Source organism: Streptomyces sp. NPDC059443 (genome assembly GCF_042750105.1).
Classification (GTDB): domain Bacteria; phylum Actinomycetota; class Actinomycetes; order Streptomycetales; family Streptomycetaceae; genus Streptomyces.
The window spans coordinates 31,120-52,665 of sequence record NZ_JBHYVM010000018.1 but is presented as its reverse complement, the minus strand read 5'-3'; the positions used below and the strand labels follow the sequence as shown (position 1 = coordinate 52,665).

The window sequence follows — 21,546 nt, the reverse complement described above, 5'->3', positions numbered from 1 at the left end:
CGCGGGCCGACGAGAGGTCGGCGGGCATGATCTGCCCCCGTCATCGCGCCAGGTCGGAGAGCAGTACGTCCAGGACTGCCTCCTCCTCGATGCGGACGCCCAGTTCATCAAGTGCGTCGGGCAGCCCCGGGTCCCAGGTTGCTTCGGCCCGTCTTCCGGTGAGTGGCGGGCCGCCCGGGTGGGTGAGTGCCGCGGCGCGGTAGTCGGCCGTCGTGTAGCGCCAGGGCAGCCAGGGGACGCGGCGCAGCAGTGCGGAGGCGATGCGCAAGCCGCCCCAGTCGAAGTCGCCGTGATAGTGGAGCGTGGTGCCGCCCTGATGCAGGTGGCGCAGGAGGGTGAGGGCGGCTGCCGACGGCTGGCCCTGGAGGCAGACCAGCGGGACGGAGTCGCCGCCGTGGGTGTCGGCCGCCGCCGCGAGCACCGTCGGGTTCTCGCAGATCCGGACCACCGAGGCGGGGATGGCGAGAGGGTTGCGGATGAGCTGCCGCAGGGTCAGGACGCATGGTTCACCCGCGTCGGCCGCCCAGTCCAGAGCGGGAGTGCCGCGCAGGTTCAGGGTGAGGACGGTCGAGGACAGCTCGTCTCTCAGCAGTCCCACTGATGCCCAGGCCTCCCGGCGCCATTCGGCGCCGGTACCGTCGGGGAAACCGGTCAGCGCTCGGATGGCGGCCAGGGTGACGGTGGCCTGCGGGGTGCCGGCGTCGAGGGCGTGGGCACTGCCGAGGACACGGGCCGCGAAAGCGGGAAGCGAGACGGGTGGGTCGGCTGGGAGGGCGCGGAGGACGGTGGTGACCGCGCCGAGGAGGGTGTGAGCGGCGGCAGGGGTGCCCGCCAGGCGCCGTATCAGACCATCGCCGCGCATGCGAACGACCCATGGGACCAGGGCCGGGATCTCCTCGGCGAGGGCGTCCAGCGGGGTGTACGCCTCCTGCCAGGCGTGCGCCTGGGCCTCCTTGGCCATGGCAAGCGGAACGACCGGTCCGCTGAGGGCCGTCACGGCAGCGGCCAGCCCGTCCGGGCTCACACCGGAGCGACGCAGCACGACATCCACGTCGTCGAGCCGGACGGTCAGAGACCTGCCGCTGCCCGGTGAGCGGCCCATCAGCCGTTCGGTCGCCGCCCGTTGGGCCTCGGTCGGGGCACTGAGCGAGGCGGGGCCCGTGAGAGGCCTGCCGCGCTCAAGGCGTTGGCGTACCCGGTCGACCAGCCATGCCAGAGCGGGGTCGCCCAGCAGGCGACGCAGGCGGACATCGTCGACGGGCGTGGTGACGGGCACCCTGGCGGGCGTCAGGTCCACAGCGCCTCCGGTCCGGCCGCGCCCGCCACCACCTGCATGCCCGAAGGCGCGTCCTGCGACCGCACCGGGTCCTCGCGGCGCAGCCGCCGCGTGCCGTCCCATTCCCAGCGGGTGACGAGTACCGCGGCCACCTCGTCGATCCGCGAAAGCTGGGCGATGGCGATGCCGGGTACCTGCGGGTAGCAGGCCCACTCGCGTTCGCTGGTCATCACCACGTCCAGGTCGAAGGCGTGCAGCAGGCCCAGGCACTTGGCGCGCGAGTCGTCGTCCACGCCCGCGAAGGCCTCGTCGAGGGTGACCAGGCGCGGTGCGTACGGGCTGCCCGCGCTCGCGTAGTGCGAGGAGGCGGCGGCGAAGAGCGGTACGGATACCGCGAGGACCCGCTCGCCGCCCGAGGCCGGGCCCGAGGCCGGGACCCAGCGGCCGTGCTGGCGCCGCTCGACCGCGAATTCGTGCCAGGCCCGGTAGTCGAGCGCGGCCGTGAGGTGTTCGAGCCAGCTGCCGGAGGTGTCGTCCGTCTGCTGCCGGGCGATCTGCATCTGGAGGAACTCGCCCACCGCCGTCCGGTCTTCCGGGGTCCAGGCGTCGGCGGACTGGCGCAGCCGCTCGCGAGCCGGGGCAAGGCCGGAGGGGGCCTTGCGGGAGGCCCGCCAGACCAGCCTCAGTTTCATGCCGGTGGAGGTGGGGCGGTCCTCCAGCTCGGCGTTCATGTCGCGCACCTGTCGCTCGGCGGCCCCGATGAGTTCCTGGAGGGTGCCGGCGACCTCGGTGATCAGGTGGGTTTCGAGGATCTCCCGTTCACGGGCGGACAGGATGCGGGTGAGTTCGCCGACCTCGGCGGCGAGTGCCACGGCGAGTTCGGGTACGGCGCGCTCGCGGCCCTGGTAGACGATGTCGACGACCATGCCGTCCTCCAGCATCCGGGCGGAGGCGGTGTGACCATGCCGGGACAGGGTGTCCTGCAGGGTCTTGAGTTCCTCGCTCAGGCGGCGTTGCACGCGTTCCCAGGCGCCGTCCGAGTCGTCGGCCGAGGCCAGCGCGGATTCGATGGCGCGGGCGAGCACGATCGCCGGGGTGGCCGCCCAGGGGCCGTCACCTGCTGCCGGTACCGCGAGGTCCGGCAGAGCGACGGTGATCAAGCCGGTTGCGGTGAACCGCTGAAGCGCCGCGATGGCTTCCGCACGCGCCTCGGCCGCGTCCGCGAGGCCCTTCTCCAGCTGCTCGATGCGGCCCTCGGCCTTGCTCGCCTCGCGGTCGGACTCGGCATGGCGCTTGCGGGTGAGCCGCTGGTCCGCGTCGCAGGCGCGCAGGGCTTCAGCCGTCTCGGCGAGCCGTCGTTCGAGTTCGGCGACGGCCGCCCCGACGGTGGAGCGCAGTGTGGTGTGGCGCTCGTCCGCTGCCGCAGCTTCGTGCCCCGCCTCTTCGGCGCGCAGCGTGAGTTCGGCGGTCCGCTCCCCCGCATGCCCGGCCTCGGCCCGTTCCTCCTCCGTCTGGCGGGCCGCCTCGTCGCCTTCACGCAGGGTCGGCCACAGCGCGGCCAAGGCCACGGCGAGAGAACCATGGGCCTGGCGTACCTCGGCGAGGCCTGCTCGGTCGGCGGGTAGGCCCAGCTCGTGGGCGGTCTGGGCGAGTTCGGTGGCGGCCCGTTCGGCCCGACCGGCCGCCTCCAGGAGGTCGGCGGCCCGCTCCTCGCGCCGCAAGCGAGTCCGGCGCACCGACTCGACGGCAGCGATCACCTGGGCGTGGGCCCGGGTGAGCGGGCTCTCGTCAGGTACGCCGGCCAACTCGGCGTCGAGGGTGCGCCGGCTCGCGGCCACTTCTTCGGACAGCGCCGCGACCGTGTCGGACTCCTGCTCGAGCCGCTCGATCTCAGCACGCAGGGCGGCCAGAAGAGTCCGCCGCGCCGCCTCCCGCGCCCCCTCGCCGATGTACTCGGCGGCCGGCTTGGCCCAGCGGCCGGTCAGTGTGCCGACGCGGAAGCTTCCGTCCGACCCCGCCCAGGTGCCCGCTCCTGCGTCGCCGCCCGCGCCGATGGCGGTGAGCAGTCGTGCCACCGTCTCCTCGCCCACCGCCGCGGCCTGCGCGTCGCCGCCGTCCACCGCCGGGCGCAGCAGCCCCCCGAGCGTGGGACCGGCCACCGGCCCGGCCATCGGAGAGAGGAGCACGTCGTGCCCGTCCGCGGCCAGGGCGGAGCCGTCGGGAAGCACCCACGCGTCGAGCAGTCCAGAGGCTTCCAATGCCGCCTCCAGTCCGGCGCGCTCCTGTTCCGGGAGGCCGTCGTGGAAGTCCACCAGCCGCCACAGTGGTGCTCCGGAAAGCCGCTCGCGCAGGCCCGGTGTGCGGGTGGGCGGGGGTTGGGGACCTCGTCGGCCGCCTGCCTCCAGCGCGGTGATCTCCTCGCGGACCCGGCCCGTGCGTATGGCCAGCTCCGTCGTCCGGCGCGCTGCATCGGCCGCCTCGTCGGCCAGTTGCGCCGAGGCCGCGCTGTGGGCTCGTGCCGCGTGCAGGCGGGCCGGGTAGGGCCCGGCGAGGTGCCTCGTCCATTCCTGGAGTTCATCGAGCAGGCCGGCAAGGTCGGGGCAGGCCAGCTGGGTCCAGGCCCGCGCATGTTCTCGTACGCCGTCCAGCAGGGCCTGCCCCGCCCGCGCGGCGGCTTCCTCGGCCTGGCTCTGCTCCGCGGTGGTCTGGGCGAGGTCGGTATCCGCCTCGTCTAGGCGGACGGATGCCCGCCGCTGCCCCTGGGCCGCCTGCTCGGCCCTCTCGGCGAGGTCCTCCGTGTGGGCGAGCCCACGACGCCCGCGGTCCATCGATTGCTCCGCCGCGCGCCGTAGTTCGGGCTCCGGCAGTCCGTGGTCCCCGGGCAGGTCGATCCGTGCGGCCGCAGCCGCCTCCCCTGCCTTGCGGAAGGTGTCCTCGGCCAACCGGTCAGCGGCGCGCAGCCGGTTCTCGGCTGCGCCGAGCCGTCCGAGCGCCCGTGTGTGCAGGCCGGCTGCCTGGTCCCGGTCGTCCCGGGCCCGGTTTCGGGCGCGGTCGGTTCGTTCCGCCTCCTTGGCTGCATGCTCCAGCTCCCGGGCACTGCGCATCTCGGGGCCCTCGCGAAGAGCTGCGTCCTGGGCCCGAAGGCGCGCCTGGGTCTCTTCCAGGGCGGCGATGCGTTCCTCCGCCGCCGCCCGCGCCTCCTGCGCCCGGGTCTGCTCGGCCTGCGCCTCGGCAAGGTCCCGCTGAAGTTGCTCGTAACGGGAGTGCTCCCCGCGCGGGAGACGGGCGCGCCGGCGGGTGGCGATCCGGGCGTAGCGCCGGTAGTGGTCCAGGAAGGCAGTGGCGGCCCGCTCGGCCGCGGAGGCGGCCGCCAGTTCCTCCTTCTCCTCGTCCAGGGAGCGGAAGGCCTCGGCCACGTCCGCGATGACCGCCTGGTCCATGGGCGGCAGCGCCTCGGTCAGGGCTCGGGACAGCGCTGCCTCGTTGGGCCGCTTGGACAGCTGCGGCTGGCGCAGCTGGATGAGCAGGTCGACCAGGGCGCCGTACCGCTGCTCGCCGAGTCCGAAGAGCGCCTCGTCGACGGCCCTGCGGTAGGTCTTGGCCTGGTCGTACACCATGCCGTGCCCGGCGACGGCCTCGGCGAGCCGGTCCCTGGACAGGGCCGTGCCGGTGGCATCGAGCAGGCTCAGGGACGTCTCTTCGGCGGCCCCCGGGCCGTGGTCGACGCGCTGGCTGGTGAGCGCGTACCAATGACGTGCGATGCCCCGTCCGCTGACGGCCTTGAGCCCGCAGGCCAACGTGCGGAAGTGCCGCTCGCCGCTGGTCTCGTCCAGCCTGCCGAACTCGATCCACGTGTAGCCGAGCCGCTCGGAGTGCGGGTGCTCGCCGCCGAGGAGCAGGTTCCACTCCATCCGTTTGCCCGGGTCGCCGTCGGGTTCGACGCGGCGTGAGCCGAGGTCGCCGTCGAGCAGGAAGGGCAGGGTCAGGGCGAGCACCTTGGACTTGCCGGTGCCGTTGTTCCCGCGGAGGAGCAGGCGCCCGTCCCGGAAGTGGAATTCCTCCACGTCGTAGTGGAAGAGGTCGACGAGTCCGATGCGCAGGGGCTGCCAACGGGAGCGCAGGGGATCGGGGAGACGGGTCACGGCTTGCCGGCCTTTCGCTGCGCGGGCATGCGTACGGTGCCTGGTTCCAGCACGACGGTCTCGCCGACCGCGTACCGGGCGAGGGCGGGGCGCGGGGCCACGCCTCGGGCTGTACGGGAGACGAGCCCGAGGGCGGCGAGCCGGGCGACGGCCTGTTCTACGAGTTCGGCTTCCATGCCGGGATCCCGCGCGGACTTGGCCCAGAATCCGCCGTGCTCGGCGGCGAGTTCCCGGACTCGGAGTGCCAGCCGGTCGGTGGCGACAGGGCCGTCGGCGGTGGCCAGATACTCGGCGAGCAGCAGCGTGACGTGACCGCGGGTTCCCTGCTCGGGCATCCGGACGTCGGTGAGGTCGTCGTCCGGGTCGACCATCGCGATGCCTTCGGCGCGTACCTCCGGGACCAGTCCGGTCAGCTCGGTGATGCGGGCGGTGAGGAAGCCCCGCTGCCGCGTGAGGTAGCCGAGCTCGGTGTCGGTCAGCTCGTCGTAGTAGAGGACCGGATCGTCCAGGAGCCTGCGGGTCAGCGAGCGCCGCATCGCGCGGAAGCGCAGTTCGTCGCTGTCCAGGGCGGTCTCGGCGACGAGTTCGGCCAGGCGGTCCGCAAGGGCTTCGGCGTGCACGGTGGAGGGGCCGCGGCGTGCGGCGAGCAGCCCGGCCAGCACGCGCCGTTCCACGTCGTACAGGACATCGCCGGCTCCGCTGACGTACGCCTCCTCGTCGCCGGCGACGCGGCGCAGCACGCCGAGGCTGAGCAGGAGCCGTACGACGGCGGCGAGGTCTAGGCGCTCGTCGCGGCGGTCCAGGGTGAACTGGATGCCCGCCCGGGCGAGCTGCGGGTCGGCGGCGTCGAGGACGACCTGCTCCGCGAGGCGGCCGAGCGCGATCTGGGCCTCGCCGCGTTCGAGAGCGGCGAGGGCGAGGCAGAGCAGGACGTAGCGGCGCCGCGTGAAGGGGGCGGCTGCGCGGGTCGCCTCGCGCGCGGGGTGGGTGGGGTCGGCGAGGACACCGGGGATCTTGCGGAGTCGAGCGGCCTCGGCATCCGTCTGGAGGGACCAGCCGGTATTGCGGTCGAACCATTCACGCAGTTCGGAGGCGTGCCGGCGGACGAGGCGGAACTCGTCGGCGTGCCGGCCGCGGGCGAGCAGGAGCGGCTGCTTGAGCAGGGCGCGCGCCGCCTTGCGGAGGTCGGCCGCGTGCTGGCCGTCCAGCACCTCGGCGAGCGGAGTGCTGTTCGTCGGAGTGCCGTTCATCGGTCACCGGTTCCGTCCGTCAGGTCGATGATCTCGATGAGGTGGTCGGGACCGCGGAAGACGCCGCCGGCCGTCCGGATCTCCGCGGTGCCGCCATCGGCGAGCGCGCTGAGCCGGATCTCCATGGAGCCGTCGTTGCTGGTGGCCACGGTGTGCCGCATACCGGGCCGCCAGGTGGCCAGCGCGTCGCCGAGCAGCTGCAGGAAGAGCCCGAAGGACGCGGGGTCCAGTTCACCGAGTCCGGAGAGCCGGGTGATTCCGTCGGTGACGAGCCGGGCGCGTGCCGCCGCGGTCTCGGCGGCCTGCTTGGCGGCAACCTCTGCGAGTCTGCGGCGCGGCTCCTCGCGGTCCTCGACCTTGCGGGGCTTGCCGCGCCGCTCATAGCTGCCGGTACGGCGCAGCTGGGGGCTGATCCGCAGCGGCTCGGCCTCGGCCCACGGGGTGGACGCGGGCACGGGCAGTGCCGCACGGGCGGCCAACGTCTCGGCGTCGACGGTCAGATGCCGGGCGGGGTACAGCCCGAAGGCGGTGCGCCACAGCCGGTGTCTGGCGTCGTCGTCAGGGGCTTCGGCGAACCAGCGGGCGAGGGTACGGAAGTCGGCGGACCGGTCGGAGCGCCCGGACCTGCGCTCGTTCAGCGACCGTACGACGGCCAGGAGCTGGGGAATCGCGCCGAGGGCCCGTCCGCGCAGCAGCCGGGCCTGGGACTCGCGCCCGTCCCGGCTGATGAACCACGCTGCGAGGCCGGTCCAGCGCCCCTCCCAGCGGTCGTACGCCTCCTTCTCCGCGTGTTCGACCTCCTCGGGCGAGGCATCGACCGCCTCTCGGGCCGCGGCGGCCCGGAGCAAGGGCCCGATGCTCCCGGCCTCCTCCAGTTCCAGGATCAGCCGGGCGATGCGGCCGCCGAGGGTGATGAGGTCCTGGATGAACCGCTCCAGGTACTGGATGAGCCGGTCCTTGTAGGCGAGGAAGACTTCCTCTTCGACGTCGTGGAGGTCGATGGTCCGCTGCAGAGACCCCATGAAGGCGCGGGCATTGTCGGCGAGAGCGGCGAACCGACTCGCCAGCGCGTCAAGCGTCAGGTGCGTTTTGGCCTGATCCGGCTGCTCCTCGGCTGCCAGCACGAGAAGGGCCCGCAACTGGGTCACGATGTCGTGCAGGGCGACGGCCTGCAGCGCACCCCGCCGCCCGAGCGCCTCGTCGTAGACGCCCAGGGCTTCCTCGGCCGCTTCTCCGGCCCGGGTGAGCTGGTAGATGAACCGCTTGCGATAGAAGTCCTCGACCGCCGTGACCCGGGCGGTATCCGGATCGGCTCGCAGATTGCCCCAGCCGACGAGGCTGTCCAGCGCCTTCACCACGGCGTCCAGCTCAGCGGGCCGGGCCTCGGCCGGCAGGGCGGCGTGCACGTCCTCGGGACGCAGATGTACTGCGAACCGCTCCTTGGCGACGACGAACGCCCGCATCATCTGCCGGTAGAGACCCGTGTTCTGCACAGTGAGGTGGGCGAAGGGGCTGTAACCGGTTGGACGTGGTTCCGGGGCGGTGGTCGTGACGCTCATCGCGGCCATTGTCCCGCAGCAGACAAAGCCGCCGATAGGGACGAAGGTACTTGGCTGAATCGCAACACACCGGGCCATACGTCGGACACCGCCGATACCCTTGGCGCGTACGCGCGCAACCATCGGCAGAAATTCAAGGTGAGGACCAGAGTGAGCACAACGCCGCTGAGCCCGGACGATCCGGCCGAGCTGGGCGGGTTCACGCTGCTGGGACGGATCGGCCACGGCGGCATGGGTCAGGTCTATCTTGGCGAGTCCGCGGCGGGCGAGGCCGTCGCGGTGAAGGTCATCAAACCCACGGTCGTCGATTCGGAGACCCGTCAGCGCTTCGCCCAGGAGATCGAGGTCCTCAAGACGGTCTGGGGACCGCGCGTCGCCGCGTTCGTGAAGGCCGACACGGAGTCGGAGCAGCCGTGGCTCGCGACCGAGTACGTGGAGGGCCCCGACCTGCGTCGGCTCCTTGAGACCCGGGGTCTCCTCCCCCCTCTGGCGGCCGCTTCTCTCGGAGCCACCCTGGCCGAGGCATTGGCCGGGGTCCACGGCCAGGGGCTGCTGCACAGGGACCTCAAGCCGGCGAACATCCTGCTCGGCCCCAACGGCCCCAAGATCATCGACTTCGGCCTCGCCGTCTTCGCGGAGTCCAGCGCCTCCCTCACCGCCCCGAACATGGTGATGGGCACACCGGCCTGCATGTCCCCGGAGCAGGCGAACGGGGAGAAGCCGCTGACGGCTCCGGTGGACGTGTACGCACTCGGCGCAGTGCTGCTCTTCATGACCACCGGCCACTATCCGTACCAGGCCGACCACGTGCAGGTGCTGTTCAGCCAGATCATCAACCCCGACAAAGCCCCTGACCTGTCAGGTGCCCCCGAGGAACTGGCCGGCCTCCTGTCGTCCATGCTCCAGTTCGCGCAGCAGGACCGTCCGACGATGGACGAGGTGGTCGCCCAGTGCGTGGCGGTCATCAAGGCGCACGGGGTGACCGTGGCCCAGGCCCGGCGGCGGCTGACCTCCCTCACCGCGGTCCCGTACGAACCGCCGGAGCCCGCCCCGGTACCGGCCCCCGTCCCGCCGACGGCAGAGACCCAGGCCTTCGCCGAGGCCAAGACCCTCCCGGCCCCGGGCCCGAACCCGGTGACCACGGCTCCGACCGTCCCGCTGCCCCAGCAGGCCGGCCCGAGTCACGCGCCGGGCTACACCCCCACGGTCGCGGTGACCACCCCGGACGCCGAGCCCGCGGCGGTACACGCACCGCAGCCGACCCCCGTGACCGTGCCGCCTGCCGGCCCGCGCCGCTCCGCCGCCGCGCGCCGGATCGCGACCCAGTTGCGCGAGACGTACGCCTCGAACTCGCCGTTCTGAGCGGACACGGCCCAGACCCGCGCGTCGGAACGGACAGGTGACCATCGCCCCTTGTCCCGGGCCCCAGGTCACACAAAGATCTACACAGTTCAGCAGCTACCAGGAGGTACCGCGGGTGACCGCCCAGCAGTCCAGCCCGCAACCCGACCAGGGCGACACCGGCACGAGTCTCCCGCCCGGCGCCCAGATCGTCGTACGCGACGAGGAATGGCTGGTCAAAAACGTCACCCGGACCGACCACGACGGGGACCGCATCGAGGCCGTCGGGATCTCCGAATTCGTCCGTGACCAGGAGGCCGTGTTCTTCACCGGCCTGGAGCGCACACGCGACGGCGAGCCGGGCATCGAGCTGATGGACCCCGCCAAGACCTCCCTGATCGGCGACGACTCCCCGAATTTCCGCCGCAGCCGGCTCTTCCTCGAAGCGATCCTCCGCAAGACCCCGCTGCCCCAGTCCGAGCGCGGCCTGGCTCTCGCCGACAGCTTCCTGCTCGACCCGCTCCCGTACCAGCAGCGGCCGGCCCAGCTTGCGCTCTCCGGACGGAACCTGCGCCCCCGCATGCTCATCGCCGATGTCGTCGGCCTCGGCAAGACCCTGGAGATCGGCCTCACCCTCGCGGAGCTGATCCGGCGCGGCCGGGGCGAGCGCATCCTCGTCGTGACCCCGCAGCACGTCCTGGAGCAGTTCCAGCACGAGCTGTGGACGCGATTCGCGATTCCGCTCATCCGGCTCGACTCCGCCGGGATCGAGCGGATCCAGCGCGAGATCCCGGCGGGCCGCAACCCCTTCACGTTCTTCAAGCGCGTGATCGTCTCCATCGACACCCTCAAGAACACCGATCAGTACAAGCACCACCTGGAACACATCCGGTGGGACGCCGTCGTCATCGACGAGTCGCACAACCTGATCAACCGCGGTTCGCTGCGCAACCAGCTCGCGCAGCTCCTCGCCCCGCAGACCGACGCCCTCATCCTCGCCAGCGCCACCCCGCACAACGGCAACGCCCGCTCCTTCGCCGAGCTGATCGCGCTTCTGGACCCGGCGGCGATCCGCGACCCGGAGCGCTACTCGGCCGACGACATCAAGCACCTGTTCATCCGGCGCACCAAGGTCAGCGCCGAGGTGCGGGAGAAGATGTCCGGCCAGTGGGCCGACCGGGGGCCCTCCGAGTCGGTGCACTGCGCTGCGACCCCGGCCGAGGAGAAGATCTTCGAGGAACTCGCCCGGGTATGGCTGCCCGCCGAGAGCCGCTCGGTGAGCGAGGTCCCGCTCTTCCCGTACACCCTGCTCAAGTCCTTCCTCTCCTCGCACGCCGCGCTGAGCTCGACCGTCGAGGCCCGCGTGAAGACGCTGGAGAAGAAGGACGACCCGGACGCGACCGGCGCCGAACTGGCCGCCCTGCAACGTCTCCGTGAGCTCACGGAGGGCCTGACCGAACAGGATTCGGCCAAGTTCACCGCTCTCGTCGAACAGTTGAAGGAGATCGGGGTCGGGCCCCGCAGCGAGACGCGCGTCGTGGTCTTCTCCGAGCGAGTCCAGACCCTGGAGTGGCTGCGGTCCGCCGTACCGGCGGCCCTCGGCTTCAAGGGCAAGGCCCTGGAGGAAGCGGCCCGGGTCATGCACGGCGGCCTCTCCGACGAGCAGCAGATGCAGTGCGTGGAGGACTTCGGCCTCGCAGACGCGCCCGTACGCATCCTCTTCACCGGCGATGTGGCCTCCGAGGGCGTCAACCTGCACCGGCAGTGCCACCAGCTCATCCACTACGACGTCCCCTGGTCGCTGATCCGCATCGAGCAGCGCAACGGCCGCATCGACCGTTACGGCCAGACCCACAAACCGCAGTTCCGCGCCCTGATCCTGACCAGCGAGGTGGACGGCGCGAAGGACGACCGTACGGTGGCCGAGCGGCTCCTGGAGCGCGAGGACGAGGCACACCGCTCGCTCGGCACGGCGGAGGCCGTCTCCGGTCTGTACCGCGCGGAAGCCGAGGAGAAGTCGCTGATCCAGGACCTCCTCAAGGGCCGCACGGTCGACGAGTCCCTCCAGCACACCGCCGAGGAGGCGGCCGGGGCGGACGACTTCCTGGCCGACTTCTTCGCCCAGGTAGACGACACCGCGCCTCCCGTCTCCGATGCGTCCGCCCCGGACGAGTCCTCGGCCCCGCCCAAGGCGGACGTACCCCGCCTCTTCACGACGACCCGCGAGTTCGTCGACGAGGCGGTACGGGAGGTCTTCCCGGACGCCCAGCAGTCCCTCGGCATGGACCGCGACCCCGAGAACGGCCTGATCTCGTTCAAGCCCCCCGTGGACCTGGTGCACCGGCTGAAGGCGCTGCCGCCCGACTACCGCCGCGAGCAGCGCCTGAGCGAGCGCCTGCTGGTCACCCTCAACCGGAAGCTGGCCGACCGATCCCTCGTACGGGCCCGTGAGTCCGGCACCTCCAGCTGGCCCGAGATCTCCCTGCTCACCGACCTCCACCCGGTGGTGGAGTGGCTGACGGACAAGGTCCTCGTGAAGCTGGGCCGCCAGGAGGCCCCGGTCATCACGGCCGATGTCGAGGCGCCCGTGTACCTCGTACAGGGCATCTACTCCAATGCGCTGGGCCGCCCCACGGTCGTGAAGTGGATGGCCGTCACGGGCGAGGATGTCACGGACGACATGGTGGGGATACTGCGCGAGGCGGGCATCGGCCCGACGATGGCCAACCCGTTGCAGCGCCACGACGTGGACCGTCTGCGGTCCGGCATCCCGGCGGCCCTGGAGGCGGCCGAGGCCTTCCTCTCCCGCCACAGCTCCGAATGGGACAAGGCCCTGCTCGCCCCGATCGAGGAGTACCGGCAGCGGCTGGGCAAGTGGGAACAGCCCACCCTCGCGGGCGAGGAGACCAAGGACGACCTCTCCCGCCTCGCCGACTCCCTGCTGACGACGGGCCGCCCGATGCTGCGCGTACTGGCCGTCCTCGATTCCGCCCACGGCTCCGCCGCACAGGCCTAGGAGAAGCCCCATGACGTACGACTCCCTGGTCAACCGCGGCGAGTACTTCTCCGCGCACTACCTGGCCGAGGTCTTCCCGAAGGACCTCAAGTCCGGGCTGCTGGCCGCCTGGAAGACCCGCGAGGAGGAGGCGAAGTCCTCGGCCGCCTCCGAGAAGGAGGAGGAACCGGACCCCGAGGCCCTCCCGGTCACTCCCCGCCTGGGCCTGCGCACCCTGCGCCGCCCGTACTTCCGTACGCGCGCCTTCTTCGCGGAGGCGGCCGGCTCTGCCGACGACGCGACGACGTACGACGCGCCCGAGTGGCGCGAGCGCGCGGCCTCGCTCAACGCCTCGGTCCTCCGTTCCCTGGGCTACGACGCCAAGCCGCAGACCCTGACGGTTTCGCGGGCGGACCACACGTACGAGATCCCGGTCGCGCACGCGGAAACGGGCCTGGTGGCCGTCGACTGCGGCTGGGCGTCCGAACCGGACGCGGCCCTGGACCCTGAGGGCCCCGGCCGCCTCCTCGTCCCCATCTCTCTGGACGCCTCCGCCTCCCTCCGTACGGGCTCCAAGCTGGCCTCGTTCCTCTTCGCGAGCGAGGACGCGCCGCGGTACGTCCTGCTGCTGGCCGGCGGCGTGATCGTCCTGGCGGACCGGGCGGCGTGGGGCGAGGGCCGCTACCTGGCGGCCTCGCTCGACACGGCTCTGGACCGCAACAACACCAAGGACGGCCAGGAACTCGACACCCTGGCGGCCCTGTTCGGCGCGGACTCGCTGCGCACGCCGGAGGAGGGCGGCGAGAACCCTCTTGCCGGCCTCGTCGACAAGTCGACGAAGCACGCTGTGGGCGTCTCGTCGGAACTCCGGGACGGCCTGCGCGAATCGGTGGAACTCATCGCGAACGAGGTCCTGGAACGGATCACCGGCCACGAGGGCGTCCGCCTGGAGGACGTGAAGGAGCTCCCGGAGCTCTCCCAGCAGCTGACCCGCGAGTCCCTCCGCTACCTGTACCGCATCCTGTTCCTCCTGTACGCGGAGGCCCGCCCGGAGCTGGGCATCCTGCCGTCGGACTACCCGGAGTACCACCAGGGGTACGGCCTGAGCCGCCTCGGCGAACTGGTCGCGGAGCGGGACCTCGTCGGCGAGAAGGCCCGCGAGGGCGTGTACCTGTACGAGTCCCTGGACCTGCTCTTCAGCAAGGTCCAGGAGGGCTACCGCCCGCGGCGCACGCACGGGGTGGTGGAGAAGCAGTCCGAAGACATCGGCCTCCGCTTCGAGCCCCTCCACTCGAAGCTCTTCGAACCGGAGTCGATCCGCCTCATCGGCGCGGCGTCGGTACGCGACCCCCGCCACGACGACGATGCGGACGGCGAGCCCCGCTACCTGGACACGCGCCTGCGCAACGCCACCCTGTACAAGGTTCTGCGGAAGCTGATGCTGACCCGGGGCAAGAAGGGCGAGCGCGGCGGCTTCATCTCGTACGCGCAGCTCGGCATCAACCAGCTGGGCGCGGTGTACGAAGGCCTGATGTCGTACGCGGGCTTCATCGCGGGCGAGGAGCTGTACGAGGTCGCGAAGAACGGCGACCCGAAGGACGGCTCGTGGCTGGTCCCGGCCTCGAAGGCCGACGAATACGCGGATGCCGTCTTCGTCCGCCGCCGCGACGAGGAGACGGGCGCCGACGTCCGGGTCCGCTACCGCCCGGGTTCGTTCGTCTACCGCCTCTCGGGCCGCGACCGCCAGACCTCGGCGTCGTACTACACCCCGGAATCCTTGACGAAGGTCACGGTCCAACTCGCCCTTCAACACCGCCTGGACCAGGACGACACGGTCACGGAAGCCCGGGAACTCCTGGACTGGAAGATCTGCGAGCCGGCCCTGGGCTCGGGCGCGTTCTTGAACGAGGCCATCAACCAGGTCGCGGTGGAGTACCTCCGCCGACGCCAGGACGAGACCGGCCAGGCGATCGACACCGAGCAGTACCCGATCGAGCTCCAGAAGGCCAAGGCGTACATCGCGCTGCACAACTCGTACGGAGTGGACCTCAACTCGACGGCGGTCGAGCTGGCGGAGGTCTCGCTGTGGCTGAACACGATGCATCCGGGCATGGAGGCCCCCTGGTTCGGCCTGCACCTGCGCCGGGGCAACTCCCTGATCGGCGGCCGCCGCGAGATCTACGGCCCGGACCGCCTGAAGAAGGGCGGCTGGCTGGGCACCACCCCGGAACGCTTCCCCCTCACGGAAGCCACCTCAGGCCTCCCCTCGGGCTCGGTCCACCACTTCCTCCTCCCGGCAAAGGAGTGGGGCGCGGTAGCCGCCGAGAAGGAGGCGAAGGCCCTCGCCCCGGATGAGGCGAAGGCCCTGGCCGCCTGGCGCAAGGCGATCACGAAGTCCCCGTCCGCCAAGCAGACGACCCGCCTCCAGGGTCTTGCTCGACGGGCGGAGTACCTGTGGCAGCTGGTGGTCCGCCGCCTGGAGATCTCCGAGCGCGACATCAGCCGCAAGATCGACGTCTGGGGCGCTGACCCGAACTGGCTCCGCCAGCCGGTCGAAGCCGTCCAGCGCGAGGATGTCCTGGCCGACCTTGAGGCGGTGGACACCCCATACTGGCGCCTGAAGACCCTGATGGACGCCTGGTGCGCCCTGTGGTTCTGGCCGGTCCAGGAGGCGTCCCTCCTCGACGGCACGAACCCCCGCTACCGCCACGCGGCGGAACTGGCGGAGCAGTCGGCGGCCTACGAGGTGGCCGTCTCGGACCCGGAGGACGAGGACGCCGGCGTCCTGATGTCCTGGGAGGAAGAAGCCCTCCCCGGCTTCGACACGGAAGCCAAGCAGCTCTCCCTCACCCAGGAGTCGCTGGACAAGCGCCGCACGGGCCGCCGCAAGGAGGCCATCACGGAGCAGCGCCGCGCGGTGATCCCCCTGTCAAACCTGGACGACTGGCTCGACTTCGCGGAGTCCCTCTTGGGCACGCAGGACGTCCCGTCGGAGTCCCTGGTCGCAGCGTTCGAGTCCCTGACAGAGCTGACTCCCTACGAAGACGCCCTCCCGGACCTCATGGGCATGGACCGCTCCTACTGGCTGGAATCCCGCTTCCCCTGGGCGGCCCACTCGAAGGACATCGCGACCCAACAGGGCTTCTTCCACTGGGAGCTGGAGTACGCCCAAGTCTTCGAGCAGGGCGGCTACGATCTCCAGGTAGGGAACCCGCCGTGGGTTCGTCCCGATTGGGATGAGCGCACCGTTCTGGCTGAGCTTGATCCATGGTTCTCTCTCGAAGACAAGCCAGACATGACAAAGTGGCGCGAACGGAAGGAAGAGCTACTCGAAGAAAGCCCAGGGCCAGCATTCCTCCTCGGCGAACTCGCGACTAATTCTGGCACGGTGGCGATGCTGGGAAGCGAATCCACATACCCGCTCATCGCCGGCACACGCGCCAATCTCTACCGGGCATTCATGTGTCAGGTCTGGAAGCATTCGAGCCTACCCGGAATGACTGGGCTCATCCACCCCGACACCCACTTCACCGGGACTAAAGAGGGTAGGCTCCGGGCATCAACGTACACACACCTACGCTTCCATGCTCATTACTGGAATCAGCGTCACATTTTTGCCGACATTAAAGAAACCCGGCAATTCTCAACGAACGTGTACGGCCGCTCAGGCGCCGTGAATTTCCAGCACATGAGTTGGCTTTTCGCCCCCGAGACCATCTCGGACTCACTATCCCACAATGGGACAGGAGCCTTCCCTGGCATCAAACACGAGGGTAACTGGGACCTACGCCCCCATCAGGCCCGCCTCGTAATCGTTGACGATGATCTCCTCGCTCAATGGCAAGAACTCTCCGGAGAAACCGCTACCCCTACCCGTCAAGCGACCATGCTCTATCCAGTGACCGACGACGAGCAGGGCGCCGTCACGGCGCTATCTTCGTTTGAGGATCGCCTAGGGTCGCAGAACCCTCGAATCACTGTCGGAATGTTCGAGAATCTGGCCACAAAGAAGCTCGGACTGTACCGCCACGCCACGGGGACCCCTTCCACACTCTCAGAGGCGATCCTCCAAGGACCTCATTTTGGCATCGCCACCCCATTCGAGAAGCAGCCAAACATCCCTCTGCGAAATCGAAACGATTACGAGACCTGGGACCTCACGCGACTCTCAACGGAGGTAGTCCCTCGCACCAACTACGTCCGCGCATGTGACCCGGATCGCTATCTCGCCGTTCAGGATCAATGGAACAACCTCCCGTACACGGCATACTTCCGCCTCGCCTGGCGCCGCATGATTCCCTTCGACACTGAGCGCAGTCTATTTGCGGCCCTTATCCCGCCAGGCCCTGCACACCTCGACACCGTGCGCACAATGGCACTCACAGACAATCGCACGACCGCTTTGAATGCCGGCTTCTGGGCTTCCCTTCCGCTCGACTACCTACTCCGTATCACGAGCCGTTCCGATCTAGTGGTTTCTGATGCAGTCAAGATGCCTGCGCCCACCCCAAATCACCCTCTATCCAACCCCCTCCTCCTCCGCACACTGCGCCTAAACTGTCTGACCGATTCTTACGCTCCGCTCTGGGAGGAGCTATTCCACCCCACTTGGCCGCATTACGAGGGATGGGCGCACTCTTGGCCGAACCTCTCGTCGCTCGCGGAGCACTTGGCGCCAACTTGGGAGTACGTAACCCCGCTTCGCACCGAGTACGAGCGGCGCGCAGCACTCGTCGAATTGGACGCCCTCGTCTCAGTTTGGCTCGGCATCACTGCCGACCAATTGACCACGATCTACAGGTCCCGCTTCTACATCCTGGCCCAACGCGAGTCGGAGATGTACTTCGACGCCCATGGCCGCAAGATCGCAGCTAGTCACCACACCTACGGCTATGGCCAGACCAAGGAGACCTACCCGGCGCTCCTCGATCACCTGGACAACCCGGCCACTACTCCGCCGCCCGAGAGGTACACCGCTCCCTTCTACAAGGCCGACCGGGAGACCGAGATGCGGGCCGCGCACGCGTACTTCTCCGCTCGGCTCGACGCGGAGATCGCCGCCGGCCGGTGGACGCCGCCCGTGAAGGGTGACACGTAGGAGCACGAACGGGCCGCGCCAACCGAGGTTGGTGCGGCCCGCGTTGTTGTGCGGGTCAGCGGGACGTGGAGGCGACGAACGACGTCCACTGTTCCGCAGCGAAGCTCAGCATCGACCCTGCCTTGTTCTTCGAGTCGCGGACGTGAACCGAACCAACGACGGTTGCCACCTCCACGCACTCGCCGCCCTCTTCGCTGCTGTAGCTGCTCTTCTTCCACACCAGCCGAAGCGGTTCCTGCGAGGCTTCGTGCACGCTCATCGTTCTCCCAGCACCTTCTCGATGTACGCCAGTGACTCCTGCGGCGCGAGCGCCTGCGCGCGGAGGATGCCGTACTTCACCTCAAGGGCCCGCACCCGGGGACGCTCCGTATACAGGCGGCTCAGGTTCTGTACCTCCACGTACGCGATCCTGCGCCCTTCTGTCGTCTCGATCAAGGTGAACGGACCGGCAAGGCCAGCATTCTCCTCCTTGCCCAGGGGCATGACCTGGATCTCAACGGATGGCCGCTGACCAACGAGGAGCATCTGCTCCAACTGGCCCCACAGCACATGCTTTCCACCAATGGGGCGCCGCAGAATCGACTCGTCGATGACGAAGCTAACCAAAGGTGACGGACGCCGACTGAAGATCTCCTGCCGGGCCAGTCGCGCCGCTACTCGATGCTCTACAACATCCTCGTCGAACGGCGGACGCATCACCCCGAAGACCGCCCGCGCATACTCCTCCGTCTGCAACAGCCCCGGCACCGCCTGCGTCGCATACACGTGCAGCTCTACCGCCCCCGCCTCCAGCCTCGCCGCATCCCGGAAGAACGCCGGGTACTGCGCCCGGGCGACCTCCTCCTTCATCTCCTTCAAGATCCCGCGCGCACCCAACAGCTCATCCGCCTGGTCGATGAACTTCGGCGGCGGGATCCGCCTCCCCTGTTCAAACGCCGCGATGGTCGACGCCGAGTACCCCGTCCTCGACCCGAACTCCGGCCGCTCCAACTCCGCCCACTCCCGGAACCGCTTCAACTGCCGCCCGAAGACGTGCAGGATGCCCGCCCCGGACTCGGCCTCGTACCCAGCCGCCTCCGACTGCTGATCGTCCATGATCCGCGCCTCCCGCGCCCCAACGCGCCGGCCGTCCCGCCGGTCACGCCCCGTACCGCCGACACCCTCCGCACCGACGCGTACAGCCCGCGCCCGTCAGTGCGTCACTCCTGGTCAACGTTACTCACGCAACGCCACCGTTGGCCGCATGAAGCCCACAACTCCCCCCACTCAATCCGCACCTGAACTCAACGGTCCCGCCCACGAGTTCGACATGCGCTTCACATCCACCCCACGCGGCGCACGACTCGCCCGCCGCCTCGTCTCGCACCGCCTCCACGAGTGGGGCCACCCCTACAACACGACCGCCAACGACGATGCCACCCTCATCGCCGCCGAGCTCACCGCGAACGCCGTACGCCACGGCCACGTCCCCGGCCGGGACTTCCACCTCCGCCTCACCGTCAACCCTGACGCGACGACCATCCGCGTCGAAGTCACCGACACCCGAACCGAGCGCGCACCCGTCCTCACCACCCCCGCCCCGGACTCCGAAGCCGGCCGCGGCCTGGTCCTCGTAGCAGCCCTCGCCACCCGCTGGGGTACGACACTCCGCCCCTCCGCCCCCGGCAAGACCGTCTGGGCGCAACTCGTTGTCAGTGGTCGGGTACAGACTGGTCCAGTAGCTGCCAACTGACCGAGAGGTTGTCTTCATTGGCCAAGAGCAAGCAGCGCAAGGCCCACTGGCGCGTCGGGTACCTGTTCGTCCACGGCATCGGCAACCAGAAGCCGGGTACCACCCTGGAGTGGGGCAGGAGCACCTTCAGCGCACTCCGCGACGTACACGGTGAGCAAGTCCTCTCCTGGAAGGATCAGCCCCTGGCCGACTCGCCCGAGGACACCTCGACCCGGCACGCCGAAGTCGTCGTCTCCCTCGGCGGCACGCGCCACCGCGCACTGTTCGCCGAGGCCCTCTGGGCCGACAAGTTCGCCGAGCTGGGTCGGCCCTCCCTCCGGCGGACTCTGACGTTCCTTCTGGCGAGCCTTCCCCTCCTATTCTGGGTGGTCGGTCCGGACCGGCGCGATCTGCGGGTTCTCACCTCTCCCTCACGCAGCCTGCGGGCCCGTGGGGAAACCTGGCTCGCGCAGATGAGGCTGTTGTGGCGGCTCCTCACCTTGGCGGTCGTCTCGACCGCGCTCGCCTACGGCATCATGCTGGCGGCACGAAGCCTGCTGGCTTCGGCGCTCCTCCTCGGCCTGCTGGCCTTGTTCGTCCGTTCCCGCCGCAACCTCCTGTGGCACGTCCGGGTCGCCGCCGTCGACGAGGAGCGTACGCAGCAGCTTCTCGCGCACCTCCACCGGAAGGTGGAGTGGATGGAACGCCACTGCGACGAGGTGGTCGTCGTCGCCCACTCGCAGGGCGGCTATCTCATGCACCGTGTGCTGTCTCCCACGGCCGACCAGCGACATCCGAAGGTCCGGAGGTTCATCGGAGTCGGCTCGGGACTCAAACCGATCAGCCTTCTCAAGACCTTCGACAACAGCGGCATCGGGCCCGGCCTGTGGGGCCTCGTGGGCCTTGTACCGGGGTGGCTATGGGGGCTCGGCCCTTGGACGTGGCAGCCCTTGGGGTGGCTGCTTCAGACCATCCTGCGGCAGTTGTACCTGGCCCTGCAGATCACGGTGATGCCGTCGGCCTTCCTCGGTGATGCGCGCCTCGCGGAACTTCAGCGCGAGGCTACTGCCGCAGAACTGCATCGGGCTCTCACGACCATGCCCAGTCTCCATCTCGACCTCGCTCACGGGGCCGCCATCGCCGTATCCATCGCCACGGCCTCCCTGCTCGGGCGGTTGATCCATGCGGCCTTGCAGGCCCGGCCCCCGTACCCCCTCGGCCTCGACCACCACCGCCGCGGCATCGCGTGGCGCGAGTACAGCAGCCCCCACGACATGGTCGGGCGGATGCTGGGTCCCACTCTTCCCGACGAGGTCGAACAGCCATGGATCGCACCCGTCGGCCAGCCCGTCAGAGACCACACGCTGTACTTCCACCGCACGGGCGTCCTCCCCCGCCGTCTGGCGGCCGATCTGCTGGCGGATCTCGGTCTACAGCGTGAGGCGGCAGACTGGGACCAGGCCGTCACCCGGCTCGATGAGGTCCGGCGTCGGCAGGGAACACGCCGGCGTGCCCTGCACGGGCTGTTGATCGGCACTTTCGCCACCTTGCTCGCGGCACCAAGGCTCTTTGACAGACCGTCCGTACTCCTCGCATACCTGCGTGCATGGCTGCCGCTCTCCCTCCTGCTGCTCGGTCTCACTGTTCTCTTCAGCCTGCTGGCCCACCGGTCGGCTGGCAGGGCGGCCCGTCGCTTCACTGCTTCCCTGTCAGGAGCCGCGCCTTCGCCGCGCACGCAGTGGCGGGTGCGGATCGTGCCGCCCGGGCCCCGCCTCCTGCCGACGGCTGCCGCGGCGGCCGGTGGACTGCTCGCCGTCTACGGCACGATCCGGTTCTTCCTGGCCGCTCGCGAGTACGGGGATGTCCACGTCTGGCAGGGCTACCCGTTTCTCATGCCCATGGGGGTCGGGCTGCTGCTCGTCGCCTGCGCCTCGGCCGCCGGGTACCCGGTACGAGCGCGCTGGTTCCTGGCGATTGCCGGCCTGGGATGCATGGCCCTGTACGCGGCTCCGGCACCCGCTGCCATCGGCTCGCCTTGGGAGCTCCGCCCCGAAGGGACGCTGCTCGGAACCCTCGGAGTGTGCTTGCTCGTAGCTCTGGCCGGGTCCCTGCATGCGCGACTGAGAGCAATCGATCTGACCGCACAGGAGTGAGGCAGAATCGGTACGGGTTGA

General features: G+C 69.9%; 11 protein-coding genes. 5 read left to right on the top strand and 6 right to left on the bottom strand.

Annotation, left to right across the window (positions count from 1 at the left end; genetic code table 11):
• Nucleotides 1-40: 40 nt before the first annotated feature.
• From ACFXDJ_RS19035 to ACFXDJ_RS19020, 4 genes are read right to left on the bottom strand one after another with little or no spacing between them, the layout of a single operon-like run.
• Nucleotides 41-1,297, bottom strand: coding sequence for a TIGR02679 family protein (locus ACFXDJ_RS19035; protein ID WP_384849741.1), 1,257 nt, complete (start codon nucleotides 1,295-1,297; stop codon nucleotides 41-43).
• Complete coding sequence (locus ACFXDJ_RS19030) at nucleotides 1,288-5,418, bottom strand: TIGR02680 family protein (protein ID WP_384649539.1); 4,131 nt, start codon at nucleotides 5,416-5,418, stop codon at nucleotides 1,288-1,290. The genes ACFXDJ_RS19035 and ACFXDJ_RS19030 overlap by 10 nt, the downstream gene beginning before the upstream one ends.
• Complete coding sequence (locus tag ACFXDJ_RS19025) at nucleotides 5,415-6,668, bottom strand: TIGR02678 family protein (RefSeq protein ID WP_384649541.1); 1,254 nt, start codon at nucleotides 6,666-6,668, stop codon at nucleotides 5,415-5,417. Before ACFXDJ_RS19025 ends, ACFXDJ_RS19030 begins: the two co-directional genes overlap by 4 nt.
• Nucleotides 6,665-8,227 carry a TIGR02677 family protein gene (locus ACFXDJ_RS19020; protein WP_384649543.1) on the bottom strand — a complete coding sequence of 521 codons (1,563 nt, stop codon included), beginning with the start codon at nucleotides 8,225-8,227 and terminating at the stop codon, nucleotides 6,665-6,667. Before ACFXDJ_RS19020 ends, ACFXDJ_RS19025 begins: the two co-directional genes overlap by 4 nt.
• 150 nt (nucleotides 8,228-8,377) lie before the next feature.
• Between ACFXDJ_RS19020 and ACFXDJ_RS19015 the strand changes: the two genes are divergently transcribed.
• The 3 genes from ACFXDJ_RS19015 (at nucleotide 8,378) to ACFXDJ_RS19005 (ending at nucleotide 17,661) form a co-directional block, all read left to right on the top strand.
• Nucleotides 8,378-9,589, top strand: a complete 1,212-nt coding sequence (locus ACFXDJ_RS19015) for a serine/threonine-protein kinase (RefSeq protein WP_384649545.1) — start codon at nucleotides 8,378-8,380, stop codon at nucleotides 9,587-9,589.
• A 115-nt stretch (nucleotides 9,590-9,704) separates the two neighbouring features.
• Nucleotides 9,705-12,584: a DEAD/DEAH box helicase gene (locus tag ACFXDJ_RS19010; RefSeq protein WP_384849738.1), complete on the top strand. Its 2,880-nt coding sequence runs from the start codon at nucleotides 9,705-9,707 to the stop codon at nucleotides 12,582-12,584.
• A 10-nt stretch (nucleotides 12,585-12,594) separates the two neighbouring features.
• Entirely contained in the window at nucleotides 12,595-17,661 is a 5,067-nt protein-coding gene (locus ACFXDJ_RS19005; protein WP_384849735.1) for a class I SAM-dependent DNA methyltransferase, read from the top strand.
• 55 nt (nucleotides 17,662-17,716) lie between these two features.
• Here the strand turns inward: ACFXDJ_RS19005 and ACFXDJ_RS19000 are convergent, their stop codons facing one another.
• Together ACFXDJ_RS19000 and ACFXDJ_RS18995 are read right to left on the bottom strand one after the other, a co-directional pair.
• Nucleotides 17,717-17,920, bottom strand: coding sequence for a DUF397 domain-containing protein (locus ACFXDJ_RS19000; protein WP_384849732.1), 204 nt, complete (start codon nucleotides 17,918-17,920; stop codon nucleotides 17,717-17,719).
• Nucleotides 17,917-18,756: a helix-turn-helix domain-containing protein gene (locus tag ACFXDJ_RS18995; protein ID WP_384849729.1), complete on the bottom strand. Its 840-nt coding sequence runs from the start codon at nucleotides 18,754-18,756 to the stop codon at nucleotides 17,917-17,919. The genes ACFXDJ_RS19000 and ACFXDJ_RS18995 overlap by 4 nt, the downstream gene beginning before the upstream one ends.
• Nucleotides 18,757-18,970: 214 nt before the next feature.
• Here ACFXDJ_RS18995 and ACFXDJ_RS18990 point away from each other — a divergent pair, with 214 nt between their 5' ends.
• Entirely contained in the window at nucleotides 18,971-19,393 is a 423-nt protein-coding gene (locus ACFXDJ_RS18990; protein WP_384849726.1) for an ATP-binding protein, read from the top strand.
• Between the two features lie 17 nt (nucleotides 19,394-19,410).
• Nucleotides 19,411-21,525 carry a hypothetical protein gene (locus tag ACFXDJ_RS18985; RefSeq protein ID WP_384849723.1) on the top strand — a complete coding sequence of 705 codons (2,115 nt, stop codon included), beginning with the start codon at nucleotides 19,411-19,413 and terminating at the stop codon, nucleotides 21,523-21,525.
• Nucleotides 21,526-21,546: the final 21 nt, after the last annotated feature.